The organism is Amycolatopsis stemonae (genome assembly GCF_054781455.1).
Genome location: NZ_BAAGUJ010000015.1, coordinates 70,402 through 92,570 on the forward strand (window position 1 = coordinate 70,402; position 22,169 = coordinate 92,570).

The window sequence follows — 22,169 nt, forward strand, 5'->3', positions numbered from 1 at the left end:
AGCTCCCGTTCATCGCCAAGGCTCATGGCCCTACCGTAGTCGCAGCCGGGTCACGGAAGGGTGAGCACCCGTGCGGTGCGCCGAACGTGCGGTGTGGTGCGGCGGGAGGAACTGGCCCGATCGGGCCGGACCCCGGCGCTTTCCGCCACCGGGGGCCGCCCGCCGGTTCAGGCGCCGCGGAAGGCGTTGATGCCTTCGATGTGCTTCGCTCGCTTCTCCTCGTCGCGGACGCCGAGGCCCTCCTGCGGGGCGAGCGCGAGCACGCCGACCTTGCCCTGGTGGGCGTTGCGGTGGACGTCCAGCGCGGCCTGCCCGGTCTCCTCGAGCGAGTACGTCTTCGACAGCGTCGGGTGGATCAGGCCCTTCGCGATCAGCCGGTTCGCCTCCCAGGACTCGCGGTAGTTCGCGAAGTGGGAGCCGATGATCCGCTTGAGGTTCATCCACAGGTACCGGTTGTCGTACTGGTGCATGTACCCCGAGGTCGACGCGCACGTGACGATCGTGCCGCCCTTGCGCGCGGCGTAGACCGACGCGCCGAACGTCTCCCGGCCCGGGTGCTCGAACACGATGTCCGGGTCCTCGCCGCCGGTCAGCTCGCGGATCTTCGCGCCGAAGCGCTGCCACTCCTTCGGGTCCTGTTCGGTCTCGGACTTCCAGAACTTGTAGCCCTCGGCGCTGCGGTCGATGATCAGCTCGGCGCCGAGCTTCCGGCAGATCGCGGCCTTCTCCGGGCTGGACACGACGCACACCGGGATGGCGCCACCGTTCAGCGCGTACTGCGTCGCGTAGGAGCCGAGGCCGCCCGAGGCGCCCCAGATCAGGACGACGTCACCCTGCTTCATGTCCGCGCCGTTGCGCGAGACGAGCTGGCGGTACGCGGTCGAGTTGACCAGGCCGGGGGAGGCGGCCTCCTCCCAGGTGAGGTGGTCCGGCTTCGGCATCAGCTGGTTGGCCTTGACCAGCGCGACTTCGGCGAGCCCGCCGAAGTTCGTCTCGAAGCCCCAGATCCGCTGCTCGGTGTCGAGCATCGTGTCGTTGTGCCCGTCCGGGCCTTCGAGCTCGACGTTCAGGCAGTGCGCGACGACCTCGTCGCCCGGCTTCCAGTTGTGCACGCCGACGCCGGTGCGCAGCACGACGCCGGACAGGTCGGAGCCGACGACGTGGTACGGCAGGTCGTGCCGCTTGGCCAGCGGCGAGAGCTTCCCGTACTTCTTCAGGAACTTGAACGTGGGGATCGGCTCGAAGATCGACGTCCACACGGTGTTGTAGTTGATGGCACTGGCCATCACCGCGACCAGGGCCTCGCCCGGGCCCAGCTCGGGGACGGGCACGTCGTCGACGTGGAGCGACTTGCGCGGGTCCTTGTCCGCGCTCTCGAGGCCTTCGAACATGTCGACTTCGTCCGCGTGCACGGTCACCCCGCGGTAGCTCTCGGGCACGGGCAACGAGCCGACCGCGGCGGATTCGCCGTTCAGGATGGCCTGCTGGATCTCGCCGAGCTGCGTCATCGGTTCCTCCGCGAAGTGGGGGTCAACGGCGTTGGCGGCAGAAATTACTCGCCGGTAACTCGCGCACACAACTGTACGAGACGGACAGCACGATTACACGTCGAACTGTGACCGATCAATCTTGACCGGCTGGCCAGTCAAGCGGATCATCGGCGGTGGGAACACCCACCCGACCAGCAGTTTCACCGACGGAGGTGAGCACGAATGAGTGAAGTCTCTACGCGCGCATGGACCCGGCCGCACGATTGGGCCGAGGTCGTCATCGGGGTGGTCGCCGCTCTTTCACCCCTTTGGCTGAGCACGGACACGACCGCGATGTGGACGATGGTCGTCCTGGGCGCCCTGATCGCACTCGACGGCCTGGTCTCGCTGGCGATGCCGGGCATGGTCTACGGCGAAGGCATCCAGATCGCGCTCGGCGTGCTGCTGTTCATCGCGCCGTGGGTGATGGGGTACACCGAGTTCAACGGCGCGTCCTGGACGTCCTGGATCGCCGGGGTGCTGACGATCGTCGCCGGCGCGGCAGCGATGCCGGTCGCGAACGCCGCGCACCGCACCGCCGGCCAGCACTGACGCCGCAGGAGGCACGCATGACCGAGGATTCGGCGAAGGAGCGCATCCTCTGCGCCGCCGAGGCGCTCTTCGCCGAGTCCGGCTTCGACGCCACCCCGACCTCCCGCATCGCCGAGCAGGCCGGGGTGCCGAAGGGGCTGGTGCACTACTACTTCCGGCACAAGGCGGACCTGCTCACCGCGCTCGTCGAGCGCCTGCCCGACGAGCGCATCGAGCCGGCCGTGGTCGTCGTCCCCGGCGACCTGGCGGGCAGCCTGCGGCGGCTGGTCCGCGAACTCGACCACCGCTTCAGCCGGTCACTCGGGCTCTCGCACCTGCTGTGGCGCGAAGCCGACACCCACCACGTAGTCCGCGACGCCCTCCACGAGCGCTTCCTGGTGCTGGTGCGGCAGGTCCGCACGGTGATCCTGGCGGCCACCGGCGGCGTCCTCCCGGCAGCCGACGTCGACCGCGCATCGGGCCTGCTGGCCCGCGCGGTCAGCCACCGCCACGCAACGGCCCGCCACTCGGACGACGACCTACCCGCCGAGTTCGACGGCGAGCTGACGTTCATCGCCGACGCCCTCGTGTCGAAGGCTGCGTCCGCGTAGCTCGCCACCGGGCAGCGCTCGCCTGGTCCGCCCCTGGGCGGTGCCCGTCTGGCCCGCTGGTGTGCGCCGCCGGGTTGTGTCCGCCACCTGGCATCGCCGGTCCGCGCCCGCTTCCGGCCACCGCTGGGCGGTGCCCGCCTGGCCCGCTGGTGTGCGCCGCCGGGTCGTGTCCGCCACCTGGCATCGCCGGTCCGCGCCCGCTTTGTCCATCAGCGGGCATCGCCGGGCCGCCCGCCTGGTCCACTAACGGGCATCGCCGGGCCGAGCCCGGCTGGCCCGCTTCCGGCCACCATTGGGCCGTGCCCGCCTGGTCCGCTAACGGGCATCGGCCGGGCGTTGTCACCGCGGACCGGTTCCGGCGCACCGGAGTTGTTGCGCCGGAACGGGTCCCGGGTCAGTGCGCCGCGCCGCCCTTGGCCGGCTCCACCAGTTCCACCAGGACGCCACCCGCGTCCTTCGGGTGGACGAAGTTCACCCGGCTGTCGGACGTGCCCCGCTTCGCCTCGGCGTACAGCAGCCGCAGGCCCTGGTCTCGCAGGGCCGCCGCCGCGGCGTCCACATCGGACACGCGGTACGCCAGCTGCTGCAGGCCCGGCCCGCTCTTGGCCAGGAACTTGCCGATCGCCGAGTCATCGCGCAGCGGGGCCAGCAGCTGGATCTGCGTCTCGGTGCCCGCGGTGCCGGGCGCGCGCAGCATCGCCTCCCGCACTCCCTGCTCCTCGTTCACCTCCTCGTGCGCGACCTCCAGGCCGAAGTGCGTGCGGTGGAACTCGATGGCCGCGTCGAGGTCCGGGACCGCGATGCCGACGTGGTCGATGGCCGTCACGAACGGCCGCAGGGCGTCATTCATGGGGGCAGGATAGGCGGCCCGCGGGTGGCGTCGAGCCCGAATCGTCGCGTGCCCCGCCTCACACTGGCTCCATCAAGAAGCCCGCCCTCCGGGTATGGTCGGAAAACTGCCCATGCGCCGAAGCTTGGAGGACGCCGTGTCCGGTTCCGTGATCCTGGGTGCCGCCCGTACACCGATCGGGCGCTTGCTCGGATCCCTCAAGGACTTCACGGGGGCACAGCTGGGCGGGGTCGCGATCAAGGCGGCCCTCGAACGCGCCGGGGTCGCCCCGGACGCGGTGCAGTACACGATCATGGGCCAGGTGCTCACCGCCGGCGCGGGCCAGATCCCGGCCCGCCAGGCCGCGGTCGCCGCCGGCATCCCGATGAGCGTGCCCGCCCTGACGATCAACAAGGTCTGCCTCTCCGGCCTCGACGCCATCGCGCTCGCCGACCAGCTGATCCGGGCCGGTGAGTTCGACATCGTCGTCGCCGGCGGCCAGGAGTCGATGACCCAGGCGCCGCACCTGCTGCCCAAGTCGCGCTCCGGCTTCAAGTACGGCGACACCACGCTCGTCGACCACATGGCCTACGACGGCCTCTTCTGCGCCTTCGACCAGGTCGCCATGGGCGCCTCGACGGAGAAGTACAACTCCCGCTACGGCCTCACCCGCGAGCAGCAGGACGCGTTCTCCGCCCGCTCGCACCAGCGCGCCGCCGAGGCCATCAAGAACGGGTACTTCGCCGAAGAGATCGCGCCGGTCTCGATCCCGCAGCGCAAGGGCGACCCGGTCGTCTTCGACACCGACGAGGGCGTCCGCGCCGACACCACCGCCGAAGGCCTCGCCAAGCTGCGCCCGGCCTTCGCCTCCGACGGCACCATCACCGCGGGCTCGGCCTCGCAGATCTCCGACGGCGCCGCCGCGGTGGTCGTGGCCAGCAAGGCCAAGGCCGAAGAGCTCGGCCTGACGCCGCTCGCCGAGATCGGCGCGCACGGGGTCGTCTCGGGCCCGGACGCGAGCCTGCACGAGCAGCCGTCGAACGCCATCCTCGCCGCGCTGGCGAAGGCGAAGCTCGGCGCCGACGCGCTCGACCTCGTCGAGATCAACGAGGCCTTCGCCGCGGTCGGTCTCGTCTCGACCGAGAAGCTCGGCCTCGATCCGGAGAAGGTCAACGTCAACGGCGGCGCCATCGCCCTCGGCCACCCGATCGGCGCCTCCGGTGCCCGGCTGGCCGTGCACCTGATCCACGAGCTGCGCCGCCGCGGTGGCGGGCTCGGCGCGGCCGCGCTGTGCGGTGGCGGCGGCCAGGGCGACGCCCTCCTGCTGCGGGTGCCGTCGGCGTAAGTGGCCGGTCCACTCGACCTCGACGACCTGGTCGGCCGCGCGCGGGACGGGCAACCCCGTGCCGTCGCGCGGCTGCTGTCGCTCGTCGAGGACGCCCACCCCCGCGTCGCGGAGATCGCACGGGCCCTGACTCCGCACACCGGGCGGGCCCGTGTTGTCGGGCTCACCGGCCCGCCGGGCGTCGGCAAGTCGACTTCGACGTCGGCGCTGCTCACCGCGTTGCGCGCGGAGGGGAAGCGGGTCGGGGTGCTCGCGATCGACCCGTCTTCGCCGTTTTCGGGTGGGGCGCTGCTCGGCGACCGGATCCGGATGACCGAGCACGCCACCGACCCAGGGGTGTTCATCCGTTCGATGGCCACGCGCGGGCACCTCGGCGGTCTGTCGTGGGCGACCCCGCAGGCCGTGCGCGTGCTCGACGCCGCGGGCTTCGACGTGATCCTGATCGAGACCGTCGGCGTCGGACAGTCCGAAGTGGACGTCGTGAAGCTGGCCGACACCACAGTGGTGCTCCTCGCGCCGGGCATGGGCGACGGGATCCAGGCGGCGAAGGCCGGGGTGCTGGAGATCGCCGACGTCTTCGTCGTCAACAAGGCCGACCGCGAGGGCGCGGACGCGACTGTGCACGACCTCAAGCAGATGATCTCGCTGGCGCGCCGCGAGATCCGGGGGCCGAGCTGGCGCCAGCCGATCGTCCGGACCGTTGCCGCGAAGGGCGAGGGCGTCGACGAGGTGGTGCTGGCAATGGCCGCCCATCACGACTGGCTGGTGATGCACGACGAGCTGGCCCGGCGCCGGATCGCCCGGGCCCGCGACGAGGTCGAGGCGATCGCCGTACGGCGGTTGCGGGCCGAGCTCGCCGACCTGCGTGGTGGCGGCCGGCTGGCCGGAGTCGCTGAGCGAGTGGTGGCGCGGGAGATCGATCCGTTCGCCGCCGCCGACGAGTTGATCGCGGATCTGCGGAAGTGAGCCGAGGCCGAGGAGCGCCCGCGGAACCGAACTGCGGCGGACGACCTGATCGCGGACCCGCGGAACTGAGCCGTGGTCAGCGGGGCGGACACGGATCGGCGGAACTGTTCCGCGGCCAGTGAACCGGGCGCGGATCCGAGCGAACACCGCGCGACCGGCTCTGAGGAGCGGAGTCAGCGCGTCCACGGCCACTCCCCGGCGAGGTGCGCGCGCAGCAAGGCCGCGTGCGACAACGGTTTCGAGAGGTCCTCGATGTCGCCGTTGGTCGTGTAGTCGAGCAGGACCACGTCCCGCTCCGCGCTCGTCTCGCGCAGTTCGGTGACCAGGTCGGCCAGCCGGTTCTCCAGTGTCCAGCGGTAGGACGGCAGGTAGATCCGTCTTCGTGCTTGTTCGTGTGCCAGCAGTTCGGTGCCCGCCACTCCGGCGCGGTGGCCGACCACTTCGCCGTGCTTGGCGACCGTGCGTTTCAGGCCCCTCATCGACCTGATCTTCAGCTTTCGCTCGTCGATTCCTGTGCCGCGGAAGACTTTCAGCGCTTGCCAGATCCCCTCCACGGATGCGCTCTCCACACCCGGCGAGTACGGCACCGGGATGCCGCCGTGCGGGTAGAAGGGGCTGAACCGCACCCAGGGCTCCGGACCGCGCGACGTCACGTCGGCGACCAGTGCTCCCGGATACGTTGCCGCCACACCGTTTCTCCTGCGGTTGACCACGTGCACCGTCATGTCTCCCCCTTCGCTGGGCGGCGCTCTGCCGCGTGATCACCATCGTGCTCCGGGGGTCCGACAGTTTCGGGGGTGCGGGCACCGAGGTTCACCCGACCGGCTGACATGGGCGACTTTCGCCGGTTCTGACTGTCGGTGCCGCGTCCTAGACTGCGAGCGCTCCGGAACCGGGCGATCACTGGGAGGGCGTGCAGAATGAGAAAGACACTGGTCACCGCGCTGGCGGCCGGCGCGTTGTTCGTGGCGGGCAACGGCGTAGCCACGGCGGCCGACGCACCGCCGCCGAAGACGACCCACGGGCCCTGCCAGTACACCGAGACGCCGGACGAGCCACCCGCGCGACCGGTGCCGCTGCCGCCCGACCCGCGGCACACACCGAGCCACGGCAAGGTCGACGTCGCGATCCCGACCAGCCAGGGCGCGCTGCCGCTGCGGCTCGACCGTGCGAAGGCGCCGTGCACCGTGCAGAGCTTCCTGCACCTGGCGCAGCACAGGTTCTACGACCACACGGTGTGCCACCGGCTCACGGCGTACCCGACGCTGAAGGTGCTGCAGTGCGGCGACCCGACCGCGACCGGCGAGGGCGGGCCCGGCTACAAGTACAAGGACGAGCTGCCCGTGGACCTGCCGCCGGCGCCGACGGACCCGACCGGGGCGCGGCGCGTGTACGCGCGCGGGTTGCTGGCGATGGCGAACGCCGGGCCGGACACGAACGGCTCCCAGTTCTTCGTCGTGTACGGCGATTCCGCGCTGCGGCCGAACTACACGGTGTTCGGGACGGTCGGGCCAGAAGGGCTCAAGACGCTCGACAAGGTGGCCGCAGGCGGGATCGTGCCGACGGCGGACGACCCGGCACCGGTCGACGGGACACCGGCGCTGCGGACGGAACTGCTCCGCGTCCGGCCGGGCTGCTGGTTCTGACGGTGACCGCGGGCCGCTCCCGGTGGGTGCGGCCCGCGGCAACGCTCGTGCTCGGAGGGCGGAAGTCGCGCCTGGAGGGCATGAGCCGCGCCTGGAGGGCATGAGCCGCGCCCGGAGGGGCATCCCCCGTGTTTGGGGAGGCATCGCGCGTGTTTGGAGGGGCATCACATGTGTCTGGGCAGGCGTAGCCCGTGATTGGAGTGGCATCACGTGTGATTGGGGAGGCATCACGTGTGATTGGGGAGGCATCACGTGTGATTGAGGGGTCGACTCGTGTGATTGGGGGGTCGACACGGGGGTGGGGGCGTGGAGGGTTAGGGGGTGATTTCCCAGAGGGCCTCGATCAGGGTTTGGGTTGCGCCTGCGAAGGCGTGTTTCGGGGTTGCCGCGTAGCCGACGATCAGGCCGCCCGGGCGGTTCGGGGTCATCCAGTAGCCGTTCAGGCCCTCGATGCCGATCGCGCGGCGGCGGCAGGCTGCCAGGGCCGTTGCCTCCGAGGGACCGTCCGGGGGGAGCATCAGCAGCAGGTGCAGGCCCGCCGCGATGCCCTGCGGGCGCACGGAGTCCGGGAGCGCTGCCAGGAGGCGGGCGCGGCGGGAGCGGTACTCGGCGCGGCTGCGGCGGACGTGCTGGTCGTACGCGCCCGAGTCGATCAGCTCGGCCAGGGCCAGCTGGTCCAGTACCGCCGGGCGCGAGCCGCTGTCGGCCATCGCCGCGCGGACCGGTTCCACCAGCCTGCGGGGTAGCACCAGCCACGCCAGGCGCAGGGCCGGAGCCAGGGTCTTGCTCGCCGTGCCCGCGTACACCACCCGCTCCGGTGCCAGGGCCTGCAGTGCCCCGACCTGCTGGCGGTCGAAGCGGAATTCACCGTCGTAGTCGTCTTCCAGCACCCAGGCGCCTGAACGGGTCAGTGCCGTGCGGCGGTGCGGGGCCAGTGTGACGCCGGTGGGGTACTGGTGCGCCGCCGTGACGACCACCGCCGGACTGTCCAGAGTGGACACGTCGAGGCCGTGCTCGTCGACCTCGACGCCGACCACCCGCGGGCCCTGGGCGGCCGCGATCGACCGGTACATGCCCAGCGACGGGTTCTCGAACGCCAGTTCGCCGACACCCAGCCCGAAGAGGGCCCGCGACAGCACCGCGATCGCGTGCGAATACCCGTGGCACACCACGATCCGCGCCGGGTCGGCCACCACCCCGCGGCTGCGGGCCAGGTAGCTCGCGAGGGTGTCCCGCAGCTCCGGCGCGCCCAGTTCCGACTCGTAGCCGAACGCCGCGGCGGGCGTCCGGAGCAGCGCCCGCCGGGTCGCGGTGATCCACGCCTGGCGCGGGAACGCCGTCAGGTCCGGCCGGCCCGGCCGCAGGTCCCAGCGCGGTGCCGGTTCCCGGGGCGCCTGCCGGGGCGCGGACTGGGGGAGCGAGCCCGCGGTCGCCACCCGCGTCGGGGCGCCCTGGGCCGTGCGCAGGTAGCCCTCGGCGGCGAGGTCGGCGTAGACGCGGGTGACGGTGCCGCGCGCGACGCCCAGGTCGTGGGCCAGGGCCCGGGTCGAGGGCACCGCCGCGCCCGGCTGCCACCGGCCCTCGCGGATGGCCGCGCGGATGGCCGCCGCGAGCCCGCCGCGGCCGGTCGACGGGTCCCAGCCCAGGTGGACGTCGAGCCCGGAACTGGACCATGAATCTGCCATGTGACTGGACCATACTCGTGGGCCAGTTCGGACTAGCGTGCATAACATGACGAAGCGAATCGGCCTCGGGCGCGCGCCCGAGATCTACCAGGCGATGGCCAACCTCCAGGCCGAGGTGAACAAGGCCGCCGCCAACGCGGGTGTCGACCCGAAGCTCCTCGAACTGGTGAAGATGCGGGCTTCGCAGCTCAACGGCTGCGCGTACTGCCTCGACATGCACAGCCGCGACGCCCTCGAGCTCGGCGAGTCGGCCCGCCGGCTGTTCGTGCTCGACGGCTGGCGCGAGACCGACCTGTTCACCGAAGAGGAAGAAGCCGCCCTCGTCCTCACCGAGGCGATGACGAAGCTGTCGGCGACCCAGACCGTGCCGGACGAGGTCTACGAGCAGGCCACCAAGGTGCTGACCGAAGACCAGTACCGCGCGATCGCGTGGGAGATCATCGCGATCAACGCCTGGAACCGCATGGCCGTCACGAGCCACAGCCCGCTCCCGAAGCGCGACTCGTGACCGCCGCCGCGCTCAGGGCGCTGCACGTCCCCGGCAAGCCGCTGGTGCTGCCGAACGCGTGGGACGCCGACACCGCGAAGCTCGTCGAGGCCGCCGGGTTCCCGGTCGTGGCGACCAGTTCGGTCGCCGTGGCGTCCGCGCTCGGCTTCCCCGACGGCGAACAGGCGCCCGCCGACGAGATGTTCGCCGCGGCGAAGCGCATCGCGAACGCCGTGGGAGTTCCGGTGACCGTCGACGCCGAGTCGGGCTACGGCCTGTCCGGCGCCGAACTGGCGGCCCGGCTGCTCGACGCCGGCGCGGTCGGCTGCAACTTCGAGGACACCGACCACGCCACGGGCGACGTGCGGCCGGTCGCCCAGCAGGCGGACCGGATCGCCGCGCTGCGCGAGGCCGCGGGCGACGGCCTGGTGATCAACGCCCGCGTCGACTCCTTCCGCGGCGTCGACCCGAAGGACCACCTCGTCGAGGGCATCGCCCGGGCGAAGGCGTACCTCGAGGCGGGCGCCGACTGCGTCTACCCGATCCACCTGCGTACGCCCGAGCTGATCGCGGCGTTCGTGCAGGGGGTCGGCGGCTCCGTCAACGCGCCCGCGTGGCCGGGAAGCCCGGGCCTGGACGGCCTCGCCGAACTGGGGGTGGCGAGGATTTCGCTGGGCGGCGGGCTGTGGCAGTACGTCCGGAAGCAGTTCGAAGCGACGGTCGCCGCCGTCGCCGAGGGGAAGCTGCCGTACTGAATGGCCGAAGGCCGCCGCGAGGGTGACTCACGACGGCCTTCGGTGTCTCGGGGTGTCAGTGCACGACGGCCTTCTCGGCGCCCGCTCCGGTCAGGGAACGGACCTCCATTTCGGCGTACTTCTTCTCGTCGTGCTCCTTGGACAGGACCGTGCCGAGCCAGCCGAGGATGAACGCGGCCGGGATCGAGACGATGCCCGGGTTGCTCAGCGGGAACCAGGCGAAGTCGGCGGTCTTGATCATCGACGTGCTCTTGCCGGAGACCGCCGGCGAGAACACGATCAGCACGATCGTGATGGCCAGGCCGCCGTAGATCGACCACAGCGCGCCCTGGGTGTTGAACCGCTTCCAGAACAGCGAGTAGAGGATCGTCGGCAGGTTCGCCGACGCCGCTACCGCGAACGCCAGCGCCACGAGGAACGCGACGTTCTGCCCGTTGGCCAGGATGCCGCCGCCGATCGCGAGGGCACCGATCACCACGGCGGTGATCCGGGCGACCTTGACCTCCGAGTCCGGCGACGTCTTGCCGCGCTTGACGACGTTCGCGTACACGTCGTGGGCGAAGGACGCCGACGCCGTGATCGTCAGGCCCGCGACCACCGCGAGGATCGTCGCGAACGCGACCGCGGAGATCAGGCCCAGCAGCACCGGCCCGCCCAGTTCGAGCGCGAGCAGTGGCGCCGCGGAGTTGACGCCACCCGGGGCCTTCTTGATCGTGTCCGGCCCGACCAGGGCACCCGCGCCGTAGCCCAGCACCAGGGTGAACAGGTAGAACACGCCGATCAGGACGATCGCCCAGACCACCGAGCGCCGCGCGTCGCGGGCCGTCGGCACCGTGTAGAAGCGCATCAGGACGTGCGGCAGACCGGCCGTGCCCAGCACCAGCGCGATGCCGAGGGAGAAGAAGTCCAGCTTGGACGTCCCGGTGGCACCGTACTGCTTGCCCGGGCCGAGCAGCGTCTCCCCGGCCTTGCCCGCCTTGTCGACGGCGGCCTGCAGCAGGCTGGAGAAGTTGAAGTTGTACTTGCCCAGCACCCACAGCGTGATCACGAGCGCGCCGACGATGAGCAGCGCGGCCTTGATGATCTGCACCCAGGTGGTGCCCTTCATGCCGCCGATGAGGACGTAGGCGATCATGATCACGCCGACCACGGCGATGACCAGCGCCTGCGCGCCACTGCCTTCGACGCCGAGCAGCAGCGCGACGAGACCGCCGGCGCCCGCCATCTGCGCCAGCAGGTAGAAGAAGGACACGGCGAGCGTCGACGTCGCGGCCGCCGCGCGGACCGGGCGCTGCTTCATGCGGAACGCCAGGACGTCGCCCATCGTGAACTTGCCGGTGTTGCGCAGCAGTTCCGCGACGAGCAGCAGCGCGACGAGCCACGCGACCAGGAAGCCGATCGAGTACAGGAAGCCGTCGTAGCCGTTGATGGCGATCGCGCCGGCGATGCCGAGGAACGACGCCGCCGAAAGGTAGTCACCCGAGATCGCGATGCCGTTCTGCGGGCCGGTGAAGGCGCGGCCGGCGGCGTAGTAGTCCGACGCCGTCTTGGTGTTGCGGCTGGCCCGGAACACGATCACCAGCGTGATGACCACGAACGCGGCGAAGATCAGGATGTTGAGGAGCGGGTTGCTGCCTTCCACCCCCGCGGCGAGAGTCTTCATGCCTGCTCCTTCTCGATGTCCTCACGGATCTTCTCCGCGACCGGGTCGAGCTTCCGGTTGGCGTACCGGACGTAGAGGCCGGTGATGACGAACGTCGAGACGAACTGCAGCAGGCCGAAGATCAGGCCGACGTTGATGTTGCCGAAGACCTTCGTGCTCATGAAGCCGTGCGCGTAGTCCGCGAGGAGCACGTACAGCAGGTACCAGAGCAGGAACACCGCCGTCATCGGGAAGACGAACCGGCGCAAGCGGCTGCGCAGCTCGCGGAACTCGGTGCTTTCGTGCGCCTTCTCCCAGATGGTCTCTGACGTGTCCGGAGGCCCGCCGCCGGTGTCCGTCGTGCTCATCACTGCTCCTCGCGACGCTGCGGAAAGTGGTCCGCGTCACCGTAGGGAGACGTGAGGTGAGAGTGAAGATTCAGCGGCTCAACAGCCGGGCCAGGCGACGAACGGTTGACGAACGGTCGCGCGGTCCGGTCGAACGGGGTTCGTCGAGGTGCAGCCGCACCATGGCCGCCGTCGACCAGGCGGGTGGCCGGCCCCGCAGCGACACCAGCGCCATTACGCCGAACGCCAGCGGTACCGACCAGGGTGCCGGTTGCTGCACCAAGATCGCCACCCAGCCGTGCAGGTCCGGGCCGGCGAGGGCGAACAAGATCGAACCGGACGACGCGACGAGCCCGGTCAGCACACCCGCGATCCCGCCGGCCGCGGTCAGCCGCGGCCACCAGATGCCGAGCACGAGCAGCGGGCAGAACGTCGACGCGGCCACGGTGAAGCCCCACGTGACGAGCACCCCGGCGTCGAGTTCGGCCGAGCGCAGCGCCAGCAGGACCATCACGCCCGCGACGCCGAAGACGGCGATCCGCAGCCGGCGCAGGCCGCCGGGCACGAGGTCGTGCGCGATGGCGCCGGACATCACCAGCAGCAGCCCGAGCGACGTCGCCAGGAACGCGGCGAACGCGCCCGCCGTCAGCAACGCCGTGAAGAGGCCGCCGGCCCAGCCACTGTCCACTTGGTACGGCAGCGCGACGACGACCGTGTCCGTCGCGCCCGAGAGGTACAGGCCCGGCACGAGGACGCGGCCGAGAACGCCGTAGATACCGGGGAAGAGGTAGAAGATCCCCAGCAGCGCCACGGTGATCGCGGCGGTGCGGCGCGCGGCGCGGCCGTCCGGGCTGGTGTGGAAGCGCATGAGCACGTGCGGCAGGCCCATCGTGCCGAGCATGGTCGCGATGAGCACGGCCCACGTGCCGAGCAGCGGGTAACCCTGGTCGCCGAGGTCGAGCAGCGGCCGCTGCCAGTCGGCTCCGCCGAGCGGGGCGCCGCCGCGGACCGCCGGGACGGCCGTGCCCGCGCCGAAGACGACCTCGTCCTGGCTGTGCGCGGTGATTTCGCCCGGGGGCAGGACCTCGACGACGCCGTTGCGGCGCACGGCCGTCGGTTCGCGGATCTCCATGGTGACGTCGACTTCGAACCGCACCGGCGTGTCGCGGGCGAAGTGGGTGAACTCGACGGGGTTGAGCGCGTCGGTCCGGTTGACCGCGCCGGCCTGCAGGACGAGCCAGATCGCCGGGATCAGGAACAGCAGGAGCTTGAGCACGAACTGGAACGCCTGGACGTACGTCGCCGCGCGCATCCCGCCCAGCGCGAGGGTGACGCTGACCGCGGCGCCCGCCAGCACCACCCCGACCCAGTACTGCGTGCCGCCGACCGCGGTGAGCACCAGGCCGGCGGTGCGGAACTGCGGGACGACGTAGATGGTGCCGATCACCAGCACGACGACGGCGGTGAGGCGGCGCAGCGCGGGGGAGTTGAGGCGGGCTTCGGCGAAGTCGGGGACGGTCAGCGCGCCCGACCGCCGCATCGGCGCGGCGACGAGCACGAGCATGGCGATGTAGCCGGCCGTGAAGCCGACCGGGTACCAGAGGGCGCCGATGCCGTCCTTGACCACGAGTCCCGCGACGCCGAGGAAACTCGCCGCGCTCAGGTATTCGCCGGAGACGGCGGCCGAGTTCACCAGCGGGGAGATCCGGCGCGAGGCCACGAGGAAGTCCGACGTCGTGCGCATCGCGGCGACGCCGCGGACGCCGATGAGCAGCGTCACGAGCACGACCGGCGCGACGGCGAGTGCCACGCCCACTAGTCGTCGTCCTCGAGGCGTTCGGCGCGGCGGAGCTGCCAGCGGGCCAGGACCGCCATCGCCGGGTAGGGGAGGACCGCGATCATCAGCCAGGACAGCGGAATGCCCAGCAGCCGCACGGAGTCCAGGCCGGGGAAGAGCGCGAAGACGCCGGGCAGGCCGAGGAGCAGGGCGAACATCAGGACGAGGGCGGGGAGCCCGTGGCGGCGCTGGGCGCGGTAGAGGGCGGTGGCGCGCTGGGTGTCGCCGGCCGAGAGACGGGGTTGACGCCAGCGGCCCCGCGACCGGCGCCGCGCGTGGGCGAGCCGGGTCTGCGGGCTCGTGACGGCGACCCGGCGGATGCGGCTCATCGCGGGCCCGGGCCGAGCTGGCCGCGCTGGGCGGCTTCCAGCAACCTGTCCCGCAGGTCCCGGGCGTGGCGGCGGCTCACCGGGACGTCGCCGGCCTCCGTGTGGGCCAGCAGGCCGCCCGCCGTGTCGCTGCGCAGCTCCAGCACCGCTCCCACCGCCAGCAGGAAGCCGCGGTGGACCCGGCTGAACCCCGTTCCCTCCCAATACTCCTCGAGCCGCGAGATCGGCATCCGCACCAGGTGCACGCCGCCGCGGGTGTGGAGCCGGACGTAGTCGCCGTGGGCTTCCACGAACAGGACGTCGTCGCGGCGGACGTACCGGGTGCGGCCGCCCGACTCCACCGGCAAGGCCGCCATCGCGTCCGGCGTCGAGCGCGAAGCAGGCGTCGCCATGCGAGAGACCTTCGCCAGCGCCGCCGACAGGCGTTCGGCGCGGACCGGCTTCAGCAGGTAGTCGACCGCGCCGATGCCGTACGCCGTCACCGCGTGGCCGTCGTGGGCCGTGACGAACACGATCACCGGTGGCTCGCTCAGCTTCGCCAGCAGGGACGCCAGTTCGAGCCCGTCCAGGCCCGGCATCGAGATGTCGAGGAACACCGCGTCGAAGCGATCCGCTTGAAGCAGTTTCAACGCCTTCAGTGCGTCGCCCGCGCCGACGACTTCGCCGACTTCGGGGGCTTCGCGCAACAACCGGCACAGCTCGTCCAGGGCGGGCGGGAGGTCGTCGACGGCGAGGACGCGCAGGCCGGTCACGGCAGCACCCCCGGCTGGAACCGCGGCACCCGCACGATCACGCGCGTGCCGGCGCCGACTTCGGTCTCCACGGTCAAGCCGTACCACGCGCCGTAGACGTCCCGGAGCCGTCTGTCCACATTGGCCAGTCCGAGTCCGGCGGGGTCGTCGTCGCCGGTGCGCCCGGCCAGGATGTCCGCGGCCCGCTTCGGGTCCATGCCGACCCCGTCGTCCTCGACGAAGATCACGCAGTCGTTCCCTTCCGCCTGGCCGTGCACCTGGACCAGGCCGGCTTGCGGCCGCGGCTCGATGCCGTGCCGGATCGCGTTCTCCACCAACGGCTCCAGCACCAGGTACGGGACCGCGACGGCGAGCACCTCCGGCGCGACCCGCACCTGGACGCGCAGCCGTTCGCCGAGCACCGCCCGCTGCAGCGCCAGGTACGTCTCGATCGCGCGGAACTCCTCGGCGACGACCGTGTACTCGCCGTGCCGAGCCAGGCTGTACCGCGTGTAGTCGGCGAAGTCGAGCATCAGGTCGCGGGCGCGGTCGGGGTCCGAGCGCACCAGCGACGCGATGACGGTCAGCGCGTTGTAGACGAAGTGCGGCGACATCTCCGCGCGCAGCGCCCGAAGCTCGGCCTGGGCCGCCTGTTCCGCCGACGCCTCCAGCCGGGCCCGCTCGAGGGCCTGCACGACCAGGTCCGCGGCCTGGCTCGCGACAGCGTCCCGGACGTCGCCGACGACGAGCAGCGCCCCGGCCAGCTCGTCGCGGACGTGCAGCGGCAGCACCAGGACGTCCTGCGCCGAGCCGGGTTCCTCGGTGTGCAGCACGCCGTCGAGCACCGTCGCGACGACCGCGTCCGGCCCGGGCCGGCCCGACCAGAGCAGCGACCCGGACAGGTCGGTGAGGCCGAGCCCGGGGAGGCCGAACAGCCGGCGCAGGCCGTGCGCGGCGCGGCGGGCGCGGGTGCCGGACAGGCCGTCGCGCAGGTCGTCGGTGATGCGGCGAGCGGCGGCGAGCACCGGCAGCGGATCGGCGCGGGACGCCGGGCGCAGGTGCACGGTCATCGGGCCTCCCCTCGGCGACGGTGTCCAGGGCAGTAGATCCTACGACCACGCGCCCCGGGCGTGGCGGTCACCGCGGCTGGGCGTGGGCCGGGTAGGGCCGGTCCGGCAGCGAGATCCAGCCGATCGTGCGGGTCTCCTTCACCGCGACCGGCACCGGCCGGAACGTCGCCGGGTCGAGGCCGTCGCTGTGCCGCACGACTTCCTCGTAGAACCAGGCCGACGTGATCAGCGCCAGGATGCCGCGCGAGGACTTCAGCGCTTCCTTCAACGGCGGCGCGTCCAGGAGCCGGAACGCCTGGTTGATCGCCGGTGCGGTGACGCCGTGGTCGTCGTAGGCGATTTCCCCGGCGTGCAGCGCCATCCGGAGCCGGATGCGGGCGCCGGCCTCGTGCGTGCGGTTGTGCCGGTGCAGCGCGACGGCGAGCGCGGTGGGCAGGAACTCCACGAAGAGCCCCTTGGGCACCTCCGCCGGTGCGAGGACGAAGACGCCGTCGCCGCAGTCTTCGCGCCGGCAGTCCGTCCAGGGGACGCCGGCGTCGTCGAACGCCCGGACGAGCGCGCCGTAGAGGCCTTCGCGCAGCTCCAAGCGGTGCGGCGTGGTCCGGCGCCGGTCGCCGTACTCCTCGACGTCCACCGCGAAGATCGTCCGGTGCACGGCCGGCCGTTCGTAGTTCATCAGGCCCTCCCGTCAGCTGCACGTGCAGATGCCTGTGCAAGCAGTGTGGCGCAAGACGGCCGTTCGGGGGAAGGGTCCGGGTGGGTGGTGATCGACGTGAAGACGGCGGGGCCGTGCCGGGTCTCGGCACGACCCCGCCGCCGGTCGGGGGAGCGGGTCAGCAGGACTGCTTGTAGAAGTACTGCGAGTTGGCGTCCATGTCCGCCTTCGTGATCGAGTGCAGCTGCGCGGTGAGGTTGCGCGTCACGGGCTTGCCCTCGATGGCGGCCACGGCCTGCTGGACGCCCTGGGTGCCGATCGACGCCGGGTCCTGGGCGATGAGCGCCTGGTACTGACCGCTCTTGAGGCCTTCGACCTCGGACGGGCTGGCGTCGAAGCCGATCAGGTTCACCGCGCCGACCTTGCCCGCGTTGCGCAGGCCCGTCGCCGCGCCTTCACCGGTGTTCAGGTTGGTCGCGAAGACGCCGACGAGGTCCGGCGTGGACGACAGGGCCGCCGTCACCTTCGACGCCGCCTGGTCGGGCTCGTTCTGGGTGAACTGGACGCCGACCGACTTCAGGTTCGGGGTGTTCTTCAGCTCGTCCTCGAAGCCCTTCGCACGAGCCGCGGTGGTGGACGTCCCGGCGATCGTGTCGAGCACCAGGACCGAGCCGCTCTTGCCGTTCGCGAGCTTCGCCATCGTCTGGGCGGCCAGCTTGCCGCCTTCGGCGTTGTCGGAGGAGACGGACGACACCGCGACGCTGGTGTCCTTCAGCGAGGTGTCGACCTCGACGACCTTGGCGCCGCGCGCCTTGACCTGCTGGATCGGCGCGAGCATCGCCGTGTCGTCGGTCGGGGCGATGAGCAGCCCGGCCGGCGGGTTCGAGCCGAGGGCGTTGACCAGCTGGGTCTGCATCGCCGCGTCGAACTTCTGCGGCGCCTGCGTGGTGAGCTCGTAGCCGAGCTTCTTCGCTTCGGCCTGGGCGCCGCACTGAAGCGAGATGTAGAACGGCTCGGCCTGCACACCCGGGATCAGCGCGAGCTTCTTGGAGTTGGCCGAGCCGGCCTGGCTGTCGCCGGACCCGGTCTGGCCGACCGTGCCGGATCCGCACGCGGTCAGCAGGGCCGTCGCGGAGACCACGGCACCCATGGCGGTGAGAGTCTTGGTCAGCTTCATAAGCACCTCTTTGTACTTGTGTGTGGGGGACTCAGCGGGAGTTGCGACGGCGGCGCCGCCGCTGGTCGAACCAGACGGCCGCGATCAGCACCGCGCCGACGGCGATCATCTGCCAGAAGTCCTGGACGTGGGTGATGTTGAAGCCCTTCTTCAGCACCGCCGGGATGAACACGCCGATGACCGTGCCCAGCACCGTGCCGACGCCGCCGAAGAGGCTCGTCCCGCCCATCACGACCGCGGCGATCGCGTTGAGGTTGTCCGTGGTGTGCGCCGAGATCGTGGTCGACGCGTAGTACGCCAGCGAGAGGAACCCGGCGATCCCGGCCAGGAACCCCGTCAGCGTGTACACCTTCAGCAGGTGCGCGGTGACACCGATGCCGGCGCGGCGCGCGCCCTCGGCGTTGGAGCCGACCGCGTAGGTGTAGCGGCCGAACTTCGTCGTGTGCAGCAGCCACGCGCCGATCAAGGTGATCACCACGGCGACGATGACGAGGTTCGGCACCACGCCGAACGACGTGCCGTAGCCGAGGGTCTGGTTGAGCACGACCGGGACGCTGCGCACGTCCGAGCCGTTGTTGAGCAGGTACGCCGCGCCGAGCGCCGCGCCCATCGTGCCGAGCGTGACGATCAGCGGCGGGATCCCCGCCACCGCGATGAGGAAGCCGTTGATCAGCCCCCACACCGTCCCGGCGACGACCGCCGCGATCAGGCCGACGGTGATCACGCCCCAGCCGGCGTTCGACGCGTTGCCGCCGGACATCGCCTCCATCACCTTGCCGGCGACCATGCCGGCGAAGATCAGCACCGAGCCGACGGACAGGTCGATGCCGGAAGTGATGATCACGAACGTCATCCCGACCGACAGCACCAGCAGGACGGCGGTCTCGATGAGCAGCGTCTGGAAGGTGAACAGCGTCGGGAACTCGCCCGGCGCGATGGCGCTGAAGACGACGATCAGCGCGATCAGGACCAGCGCGATCCAGAAGGTGTTGGCGCCGGCCAGCCGCTTGCCCAGCGGCCGCTTGCCGAAGCCCGCCTCGGGTGCTTCCTGGATGTCCTTCGTGGGCGCGCTCACGCGGCCTCCTCCTGGACGAGGGCCCCGGTCATCGCGGCGACGAGGTCTTCGAGTTTCGTGTCCGACCCGGTGAACCGGGCGACGCGCTTGCCCAGCCGCAGCACCTCGACGCGGTCGGCGACCGAGAGCACCTCGGGCATGTTGTGGCTGATCAGCACGACCGCGATGCCCTTGTCACGCACCTTCTTGATGACGTCCAGCACGCGTTCGCGCTGTACGACACCCAACGCCGCGGTCGGCTCGTCCATGAACACGACCTTCGACGCCCACACCACCGACCGCGCCACCGCGACGCTCTGCCGCTGCCCGCCGGACAGCGAGCCGATCGGGACGTCCGTGCTCTGCAGCGTCACGCCGAGGCGCTGGAACTCTTCGACGGCCTGGCGCCGCATCTCGGCCTTGTCGAGCATGCCCAGCTTGCCGAGGATGCCCTTGCGGTGGATTTCGCGGCCCAGGAACAGGTTCGCCGCCGGGTCGAGCTCCGGCGCGACGGCCAGGTCCTGGTAGACGGTCTCGATGCCCATCCGCCGGGCCGTGGTCGGGGAGTCGAAGCGCACCTCCGCCCCGTCCAGGAGGATCTTCCCGGACGTCGGCTGCTCCGCGCCGGAGAGGCACTTGACCAAAGTGGACTTGCCGGCGCCGTTGTCGCCGATCAGGGCCGTCACCTCGCCCGCGCGTGCCTGGAACGACGCGCCGCGCAGGGCTTCGACGGACCCGTAGTGCTTCGTCAGGTCGATCGCGTCCAGGAGGATATCGCTCATCCGTGCCTCTCTTCCGGGGCCGGCGGCCGGCAGCGGATCACCGTCGCGGTCCCGGACAGCTCGGTCTGGCCGGCGTCGAACGGCACCACGTAGGTGTCGCCCTTGGCCAGCGCGTGGTCGCCGCCGTGCTCGGTGCGCAGCGTGCCTTCGCCCTCGAGGACGACGAGCACCGCGAACGACGGGTCCGATGACAACGTTGTCAGCTTGTCGGTCCGGAGCTGCTCGGCTCGGAAGAACCGCTCCGAACCGCCGGCCAGCAGGTCCACAGTGGACGCGCGGTCCCCGGCCGTGCGCTTGATGATGGTCTCGAGGCGGCCGGCGTCCCAGCCGGACGTGTCGAGGGCCTGGATGGCGGTGTCGAAGCCGAGGCCGAGGTGGCCCTTCTCCGGCGACGCCAGGAAGTCACGCCATTCGATGGTCAGCGAGAAGTCCGTCGGCTGCTGCAGTTCGACGACGAAGACGCCCTCGCCGATCGCGTGCGGCAGCCCGGCCGGGATGTAGACGGTGTCGCCGGCGGTCACCGGGACGCTGTTCAGTGCGCCCAGCATCGACGGCACGTCCTGCTCGCGCGTCCACTCGGACACGGTGTCCTTCGACAGCGTCTCCTTGAAGCCCGGGTAGACGCGCGGGTCGTCGCCGTAGGTGCCGACGACGATCCACGCCTCGGTCTTGCCGAAGTGCGAGTCGAAGTGCTGCTGGGCGAACGCGTCGTCGGGGTGGAAGTGCACGGGCAGCCGCTGGCCCGCGTCGAGCAGCTTGACCAGTAGCCCGGTGGACGTCCCGAGCGTCTCGACGTGCTTGGCGCCGAGCCAGCCGTTCGGGTTCGCGACGACGGCGTCGCGCAGCCACGCGCCGTCCGGGAGCCGGGTCAGGCCGTTGGTGTCCTGGCCGAACATGGTGCTCACCGAGGCGACCCAGTCCTCCGGGCCGAACTTCTTGTCCGGCGACGCGCCGCGCAGCGCCGCGATGGCGTCGCCCCCGCGGTAGAACTGCGGGGGCTGGTTGGCCGGGAGCCGGATGGGTTCGAGGGTCACGGGGCGACCTCACCGGAACCGCGGGCGACGAGATGCACGGGCAGGACTACCTTTCTGGGCGGGGACTGGTCTCCTTGGACACGGGCGAACAGCAGCTCGGCCGCGGCGTGGCCCAGGGCGCTGACGTCGTGCGCGATCACGGTGACCGGCGGGTCGAGCAGGTCCGCCAGCTCGAAGTCGTCGAAGCCGACCATCGCCGGGCGGTGCTCGGCGTGGGCCAGCGCCCGCAGCACGTGCACGGCGACCCGGTTGTTGCCCGCGATCACGGCGGTGGCCGCGTCCGGGCCGTGCATCAGCCGCTTCACGGCGTCGCCGATGTAGTCCTGGGTCGGCGTGCGCATGGAGACCAGGGACTCGTCGTAGGAGATCCCGTTGCGCACGCAGCCTTCGCGGAAGCCGCGCAGGCGCTCGGCCGCGGTGAAGATGTCCGGGCTGTCGCCGAGGAAGGCGATCCTCCGGTGACCGTGCTCGGCCAGGTGCGTGACGGCCTCGATGGTGCCGCCGAGGTTGTCGACCAGCACGGTGTCGGCCACGATGTCGCCGGCCGGGCGGTCGATGAACACCACCGGCGTGCCCGCGCGCATCTCCGGCACCAGGTAGCCGTGCTGCAGGCCGGCCGGGACGACGAGGATGCCGTCCACCCGCCGCGCGCAGAACTCCAGCACGAGCTCGCGCTCGCGGTCGGAGTTCTCCTCGGACGAGCCGGTGAGCACCTGGCGCCCGAACGACGTCGCGATGCGCTCGACCGCGCGGTTCAGCTCGGAGTAGAAGGGGTTGCCGACGTCCTCGACGATCAGCCCGATGGTGCCGGTCGTCGACCCGCGGCGCAGGTTGCGCGCGCCGAGGTTGCGCCGGAAGCCCAGCTGCTCGATGGCCGCCATGACCCGCTCGGCGGTGTCCGGGTGCACCGCCGGTTCGTCGTTGACCACGCGCGAGACGGTCTTGATGCTCACGCCCGCCAGCCGGGCCACGTCGCTCATCGTGGCTCGTCTGCTCGCGGTGCGCGGGGCGCCGTCCCGGTCCCGGCCGGGGGGAGACAACGTTGTCATAGTGACCGGGATTGAACGCCACCGGCCCGTGAGTTGTCAACGGTCCGCGCGCGAATTGTGCCGATTCGGCTACCGACG

At 71.3% G+C, this 22,169-nt stretch carries 23 protein-coding genes; 7 read left to right on the top strand and 16 right to left on the bottom strand.

Annotation, left to right across the window (positions count from 1 at the left end; translation table 11 throughout):
- Positions 1 to 167: 167 nt before the first annotated feature.
- Positions 168 to 1,508, bottom strand: a complete 1,341-nt coding sequence (ccrA, locus tag ACYVLJ_RS38195; RefSeq protein ID WP_451979205.1) for a crotonyl-CoA carboxylase/reductase — start codon at positions 1,506 to 1,508, stop codon at positions 168 to 170.
- Between the two features lie 204 nt (positions 1,509 to 1,712).
- Between ccrA and ACYVLJ_RS38200 the strand changes: the two genes are divergently transcribed.
- Both ACYVLJ_RS38200 and ACYVLJ_RS38205 read left to right on the top strand, forming a co-directional pair.
- Positions 1,713 to 2,081, top strand: a complete 369-nt coding sequence (locus ACYVLJ_RS38200) for an SPW repeat domain-containing protein (protein ID WP_451979208.1) — start codon at positions 1,713 to 1,715, stop codon at positions 2,079 to 2,081.
- 17 nt (positions 2,082 to 2,098) lie between these two features.
- Complete coding sequence (locus ACYVLJ_RS38205; RefSeq protein ID WP_460442324.1) at positions 2,099 to 2,671, top strand: TetR/AcrR family transcriptional regulator; 573 nt, start codon at positions 2,099 to 2,101, stop codon at positions 2,669 to 2,671.
- Between the two features lie 394 nt (positions 2,672 to 3,065).
- Here the strand turns inward: ACYVLJ_RS38205 and mce are convergent, their stop codons facing one another.
- Positions 3,066 to 3,521 (bottom strand): methylmalonyl-CoA epimerase, encoded by a 456-nt coding sequence (gene mce / locus ACYVLJ_RS38210; RefSeq protein ID WP_451979214.1) that lies wholly within the window; start codon positions 3,519 to 3,521, stop codon positions 3,066 to 3,068.
- Between the two features lie 136 nt (positions 3,522 to 3,657).
- On the opposite strand from mce, the gene ACYVLJ_RS38215 reads away from it, so the two are divergent.
- Positions 3,658 to 4,845 carry an acetyl-CoA C-acetyltransferase gene (locus ACYVLJ_RS38215; RefSeq protein ID WP_451979217.1) on the top strand — a complete coding sequence of 396 codons (1,188 nt, stop codon included), beginning with the start codon at positions 3,658 to 3,660 and terminating at the stop codon, positions 4,843 to 4,845.
- Positions 4,846 to 5,811, top strand: a complete 966-nt coding sequence (gene meaB, locus ACYVLJ_RS38220; RefSeq protein ID WP_460442325.1) for an ArgK/MeaB family GTPase — start codon at positions 4,846 to 4,848, stop codon at positions 5,809 to 5,811. It abuts the gene before it with no gap.
- A 173-nt stretch (positions 5,812 to 5,984) separates the two neighbouring features.
- Here meaB and ACYVLJ_RS38225 read toward each other — a convergent pair whose 3' ends face one another.
- Positions 5,985 to 6,500: a DUF6939 family protein gene (locus ACYVLJ_RS38225; RefSeq protein ID WP_460442326.1), complete on the bottom strand. Its 516-nt coding sequence runs from the start codon at positions 6,498 to 6,500 to the stop codon at positions 5,985 to 5,987.
- A gap of 231 nt (positions 6,501 to 6,731) precedes the next feature.
- Here ACYVLJ_RS38225 and ACYVLJ_RS38230 point away from each other — a divergent pair, with 231 nt between their 5' ends.
- Positions 6,732 to 7,457 (top strand): peptidylprolyl isomerase, encoded by a 726-nt coding sequence (locus tag ACYVLJ_RS38230; RefSeq protein ID WP_460442327.1) that lies wholly within the window; start codon positions 6,732 to 6,734, stop codon positions 7,455 to 7,457.
- Positions 7,458 to 7,771: 314 nt separating this feature from the next.
- Here the strand turns inward: ACYVLJ_RS38230 and pdxR are convergent, their stop codons facing one another.
- Positions 7,772 to 9,142: an aminotransferase-like domain-containing protein gene (gene pdxR, locus ACYVLJ_RS38235; RefSeq protein ID WP_460442328.1), complete on the bottom strand. Its 1,371-nt coding sequence runs from the start codon at positions 9,140 to 9,142 to the stop codon at positions 7,772 to 7,774.
- Positions 9,143 to 9,188: 46 nt separating this feature from the next.
- Between pdxR and ACYVLJ_RS38240 the strand changes: the two genes are divergently transcribed.
- Together ACYVLJ_RS38240 and ACYVLJ_RS38245 are read left to right on the top strand one after the other, a co-directional pair.
- Positions 9,189 to 9,650 (top strand): carboxymuconolactone decarboxylase family protein, encoded by a 462-nt coding sequence (locus tag ACYVLJ_RS38240; RefSeq protein WP_460442329.1) that lies wholly within the window; start codon positions 9,189 to 9,191, stop codon positions 9,648 to 9,650.
- A complete protein-coding gene (locus ACYVLJ_RS38245) occupies positions 9,647 to 10,384 on the top strand; it encodes an isocitrate lyase/PEP mutase family protein (RefSeq protein WP_451979235.1) in 738 nt (245 codons plus the stop codon). The genes ACYVLJ_RS38240 and ACYVLJ_RS38245 overlap by 4 nt, the downstream gene beginning before the upstream one ends.
- 55 nt (positions 10,385 to 10,439) lie before the next feature.
- Here ACYVLJ_RS38245 and ACYVLJ_RS38250 read toward each other — a convergent pair whose 3' ends face one another.
- The 12 genes from ACYVLJ_RS38250 to ACYVLJ_RS38305 form a co-directional block, all read right to left on the bottom strand.
- Positions 10,440 to 12,047, bottom strand: coding sequence for a solute symporter family protein (locus tag ACYVLJ_RS38250; protein WP_451979238.1), 1,608 nt, complete (start codon positions 12,045 to 12,047; stop codon positions 10,440 to 10,442).
- Positions 12,044 to 12,394, bottom strand: a complete 351-nt coding sequence (locus ACYVLJ_RS38255; protein ID WP_086673121.1) for a DUF485 domain-containing protein — start codon at positions 12,392 to 12,394, stop codon at positions 12,044 to 12,046. The genes ACYVLJ_RS38250 and ACYVLJ_RS38255 overlap by 4 nt, the downstream gene beginning before the upstream one ends.
- 70 nt (positions 12,395 to 12,464) lie before the next feature.
- Complete coding sequence (locus ACYVLJ_RS38260; protein ID WP_460442330.1) at positions 12,465 to 14,189, bottom strand: sodium/solute symporter; 1,725 nt, start codon at positions 14,187 to 14,189, stop codon at positions 12,465 to 12,467.
- Positions 14,189 to 14,539 (bottom strand): hypothetical protein, encoded by a 351-nt coding sequence (locus ACYVLJ_RS38265; RefSeq protein ID WP_451979244.1) that lies wholly within the window; start codon positions 14,537 to 14,539, stop codon positions 14,189 to 14,191. Before ACYVLJ_RS38265 ends, ACYVLJ_RS38260 begins: the two co-directional genes overlap by 1 nt.
- Entirely contained in the window at positions 14,536 to 15,291 is a 756-nt protein-coding gene (locus ACYVLJ_RS38270) for a LytR/AlgR family response regulator transcription factor (RefSeq protein ID WP_460442331.1), read from the bottom strand. Before ACYVLJ_RS38270 ends, ACYVLJ_RS38265 begins: the two co-directional genes overlap by 4 nt.
- Positions 15,288 to 16,340, bottom strand: a complete 1,053-nt coding sequence (locus ACYVLJ_RS38275) for a sensor histidine kinase (protein ID WP_451979250.1) — start codon at positions 16,338 to 16,340, stop codon at positions 15,288 to 15,290. Before ACYVLJ_RS38275 ends, ACYVLJ_RS38270 begins: the two co-directional genes overlap by 4 nt.
- Before the next feature lie 67 nt (positions 16,341 to 16,407).
- Positions 16,408 to 17,016, bottom strand: coding sequence for a hypothetical protein (locus ACYVLJ_RS38280; protein ID WP_451979253.1), 609 nt, complete (start codon positions 17,014 to 17,016; stop codon positions 16,408 to 16,410).
- Positions 17,017 to 17,173: 157 nt separating this feature from the next.
- On the bottom strand, positions 17,174 to 18,172 hold the full coding sequence (locus ACYVLJ_RS38285; protein WP_460442332.1) for an ABC transporter substrate-binding protein: 999 nt from the start codon (positions 18,170 to 18,172) through the stop codon (positions 17,174 to 17,176).
- Positions 18,173 to 18,203: 31 nt separating this feature from the next.
- The gene (locus ACYVLJ_RS38290; protein WP_451979259.1) at positions 18,204 to 19,247 is read right to left on the bottom strand and encodes an ABC transporter permease; all 1,044 of its coding nucleotides are present in this window, start codon (positions 19,245 to 19,247) and stop codon (positions 18,204 to 18,206) included.
- Positions 19,244 to 20,008: an ATP-binding cassette domain-containing protein gene (locus ACYVLJ_RS38295; protein ID WP_451979261.1), complete on the bottom strand. Its 765-nt coding sequence runs from the start codon at positions 20,006 to 20,008 to the stop codon at positions 19,244 to 19,246. Before ACYVLJ_RS38295 ends, ACYVLJ_RS38290 begins: the two co-directional genes overlap by 4 nt.
- Positions 20,005 to 21,042: a class I mannose-6-phosphate isomerase gene (locus tag ACYVLJ_RS38300; RefSeq protein ID WP_460442333.1), complete on the bottom strand. Its 1,038-nt coding sequence runs from the start codon at positions 21,040 to 21,042 to the stop codon at positions 20,005 to 20,007. The genes ACYVLJ_RS38295 and ACYVLJ_RS38300 overlap by 4 nt, the downstream gene beginning before the upstream one ends.
- The gene (locus tag ACYVLJ_RS38305; RefSeq protein ID WP_451979268.1) at positions 21,039 to 22,022 is read right to left on the bottom strand and encodes a LacI family DNA-binding transcriptional regulator; all 984 of its coding nucleotides are present in this window, start codon (positions 22,020 to 22,022) and stop codon (positions 21,039 to 21,041) included. Before ACYVLJ_RS38305 ends, ACYVLJ_RS38300 begins: the two co-directional genes overlap by 4 nt.
- Positions 22,023 to 22,169 lie beyond the last annotated feature (147 nt).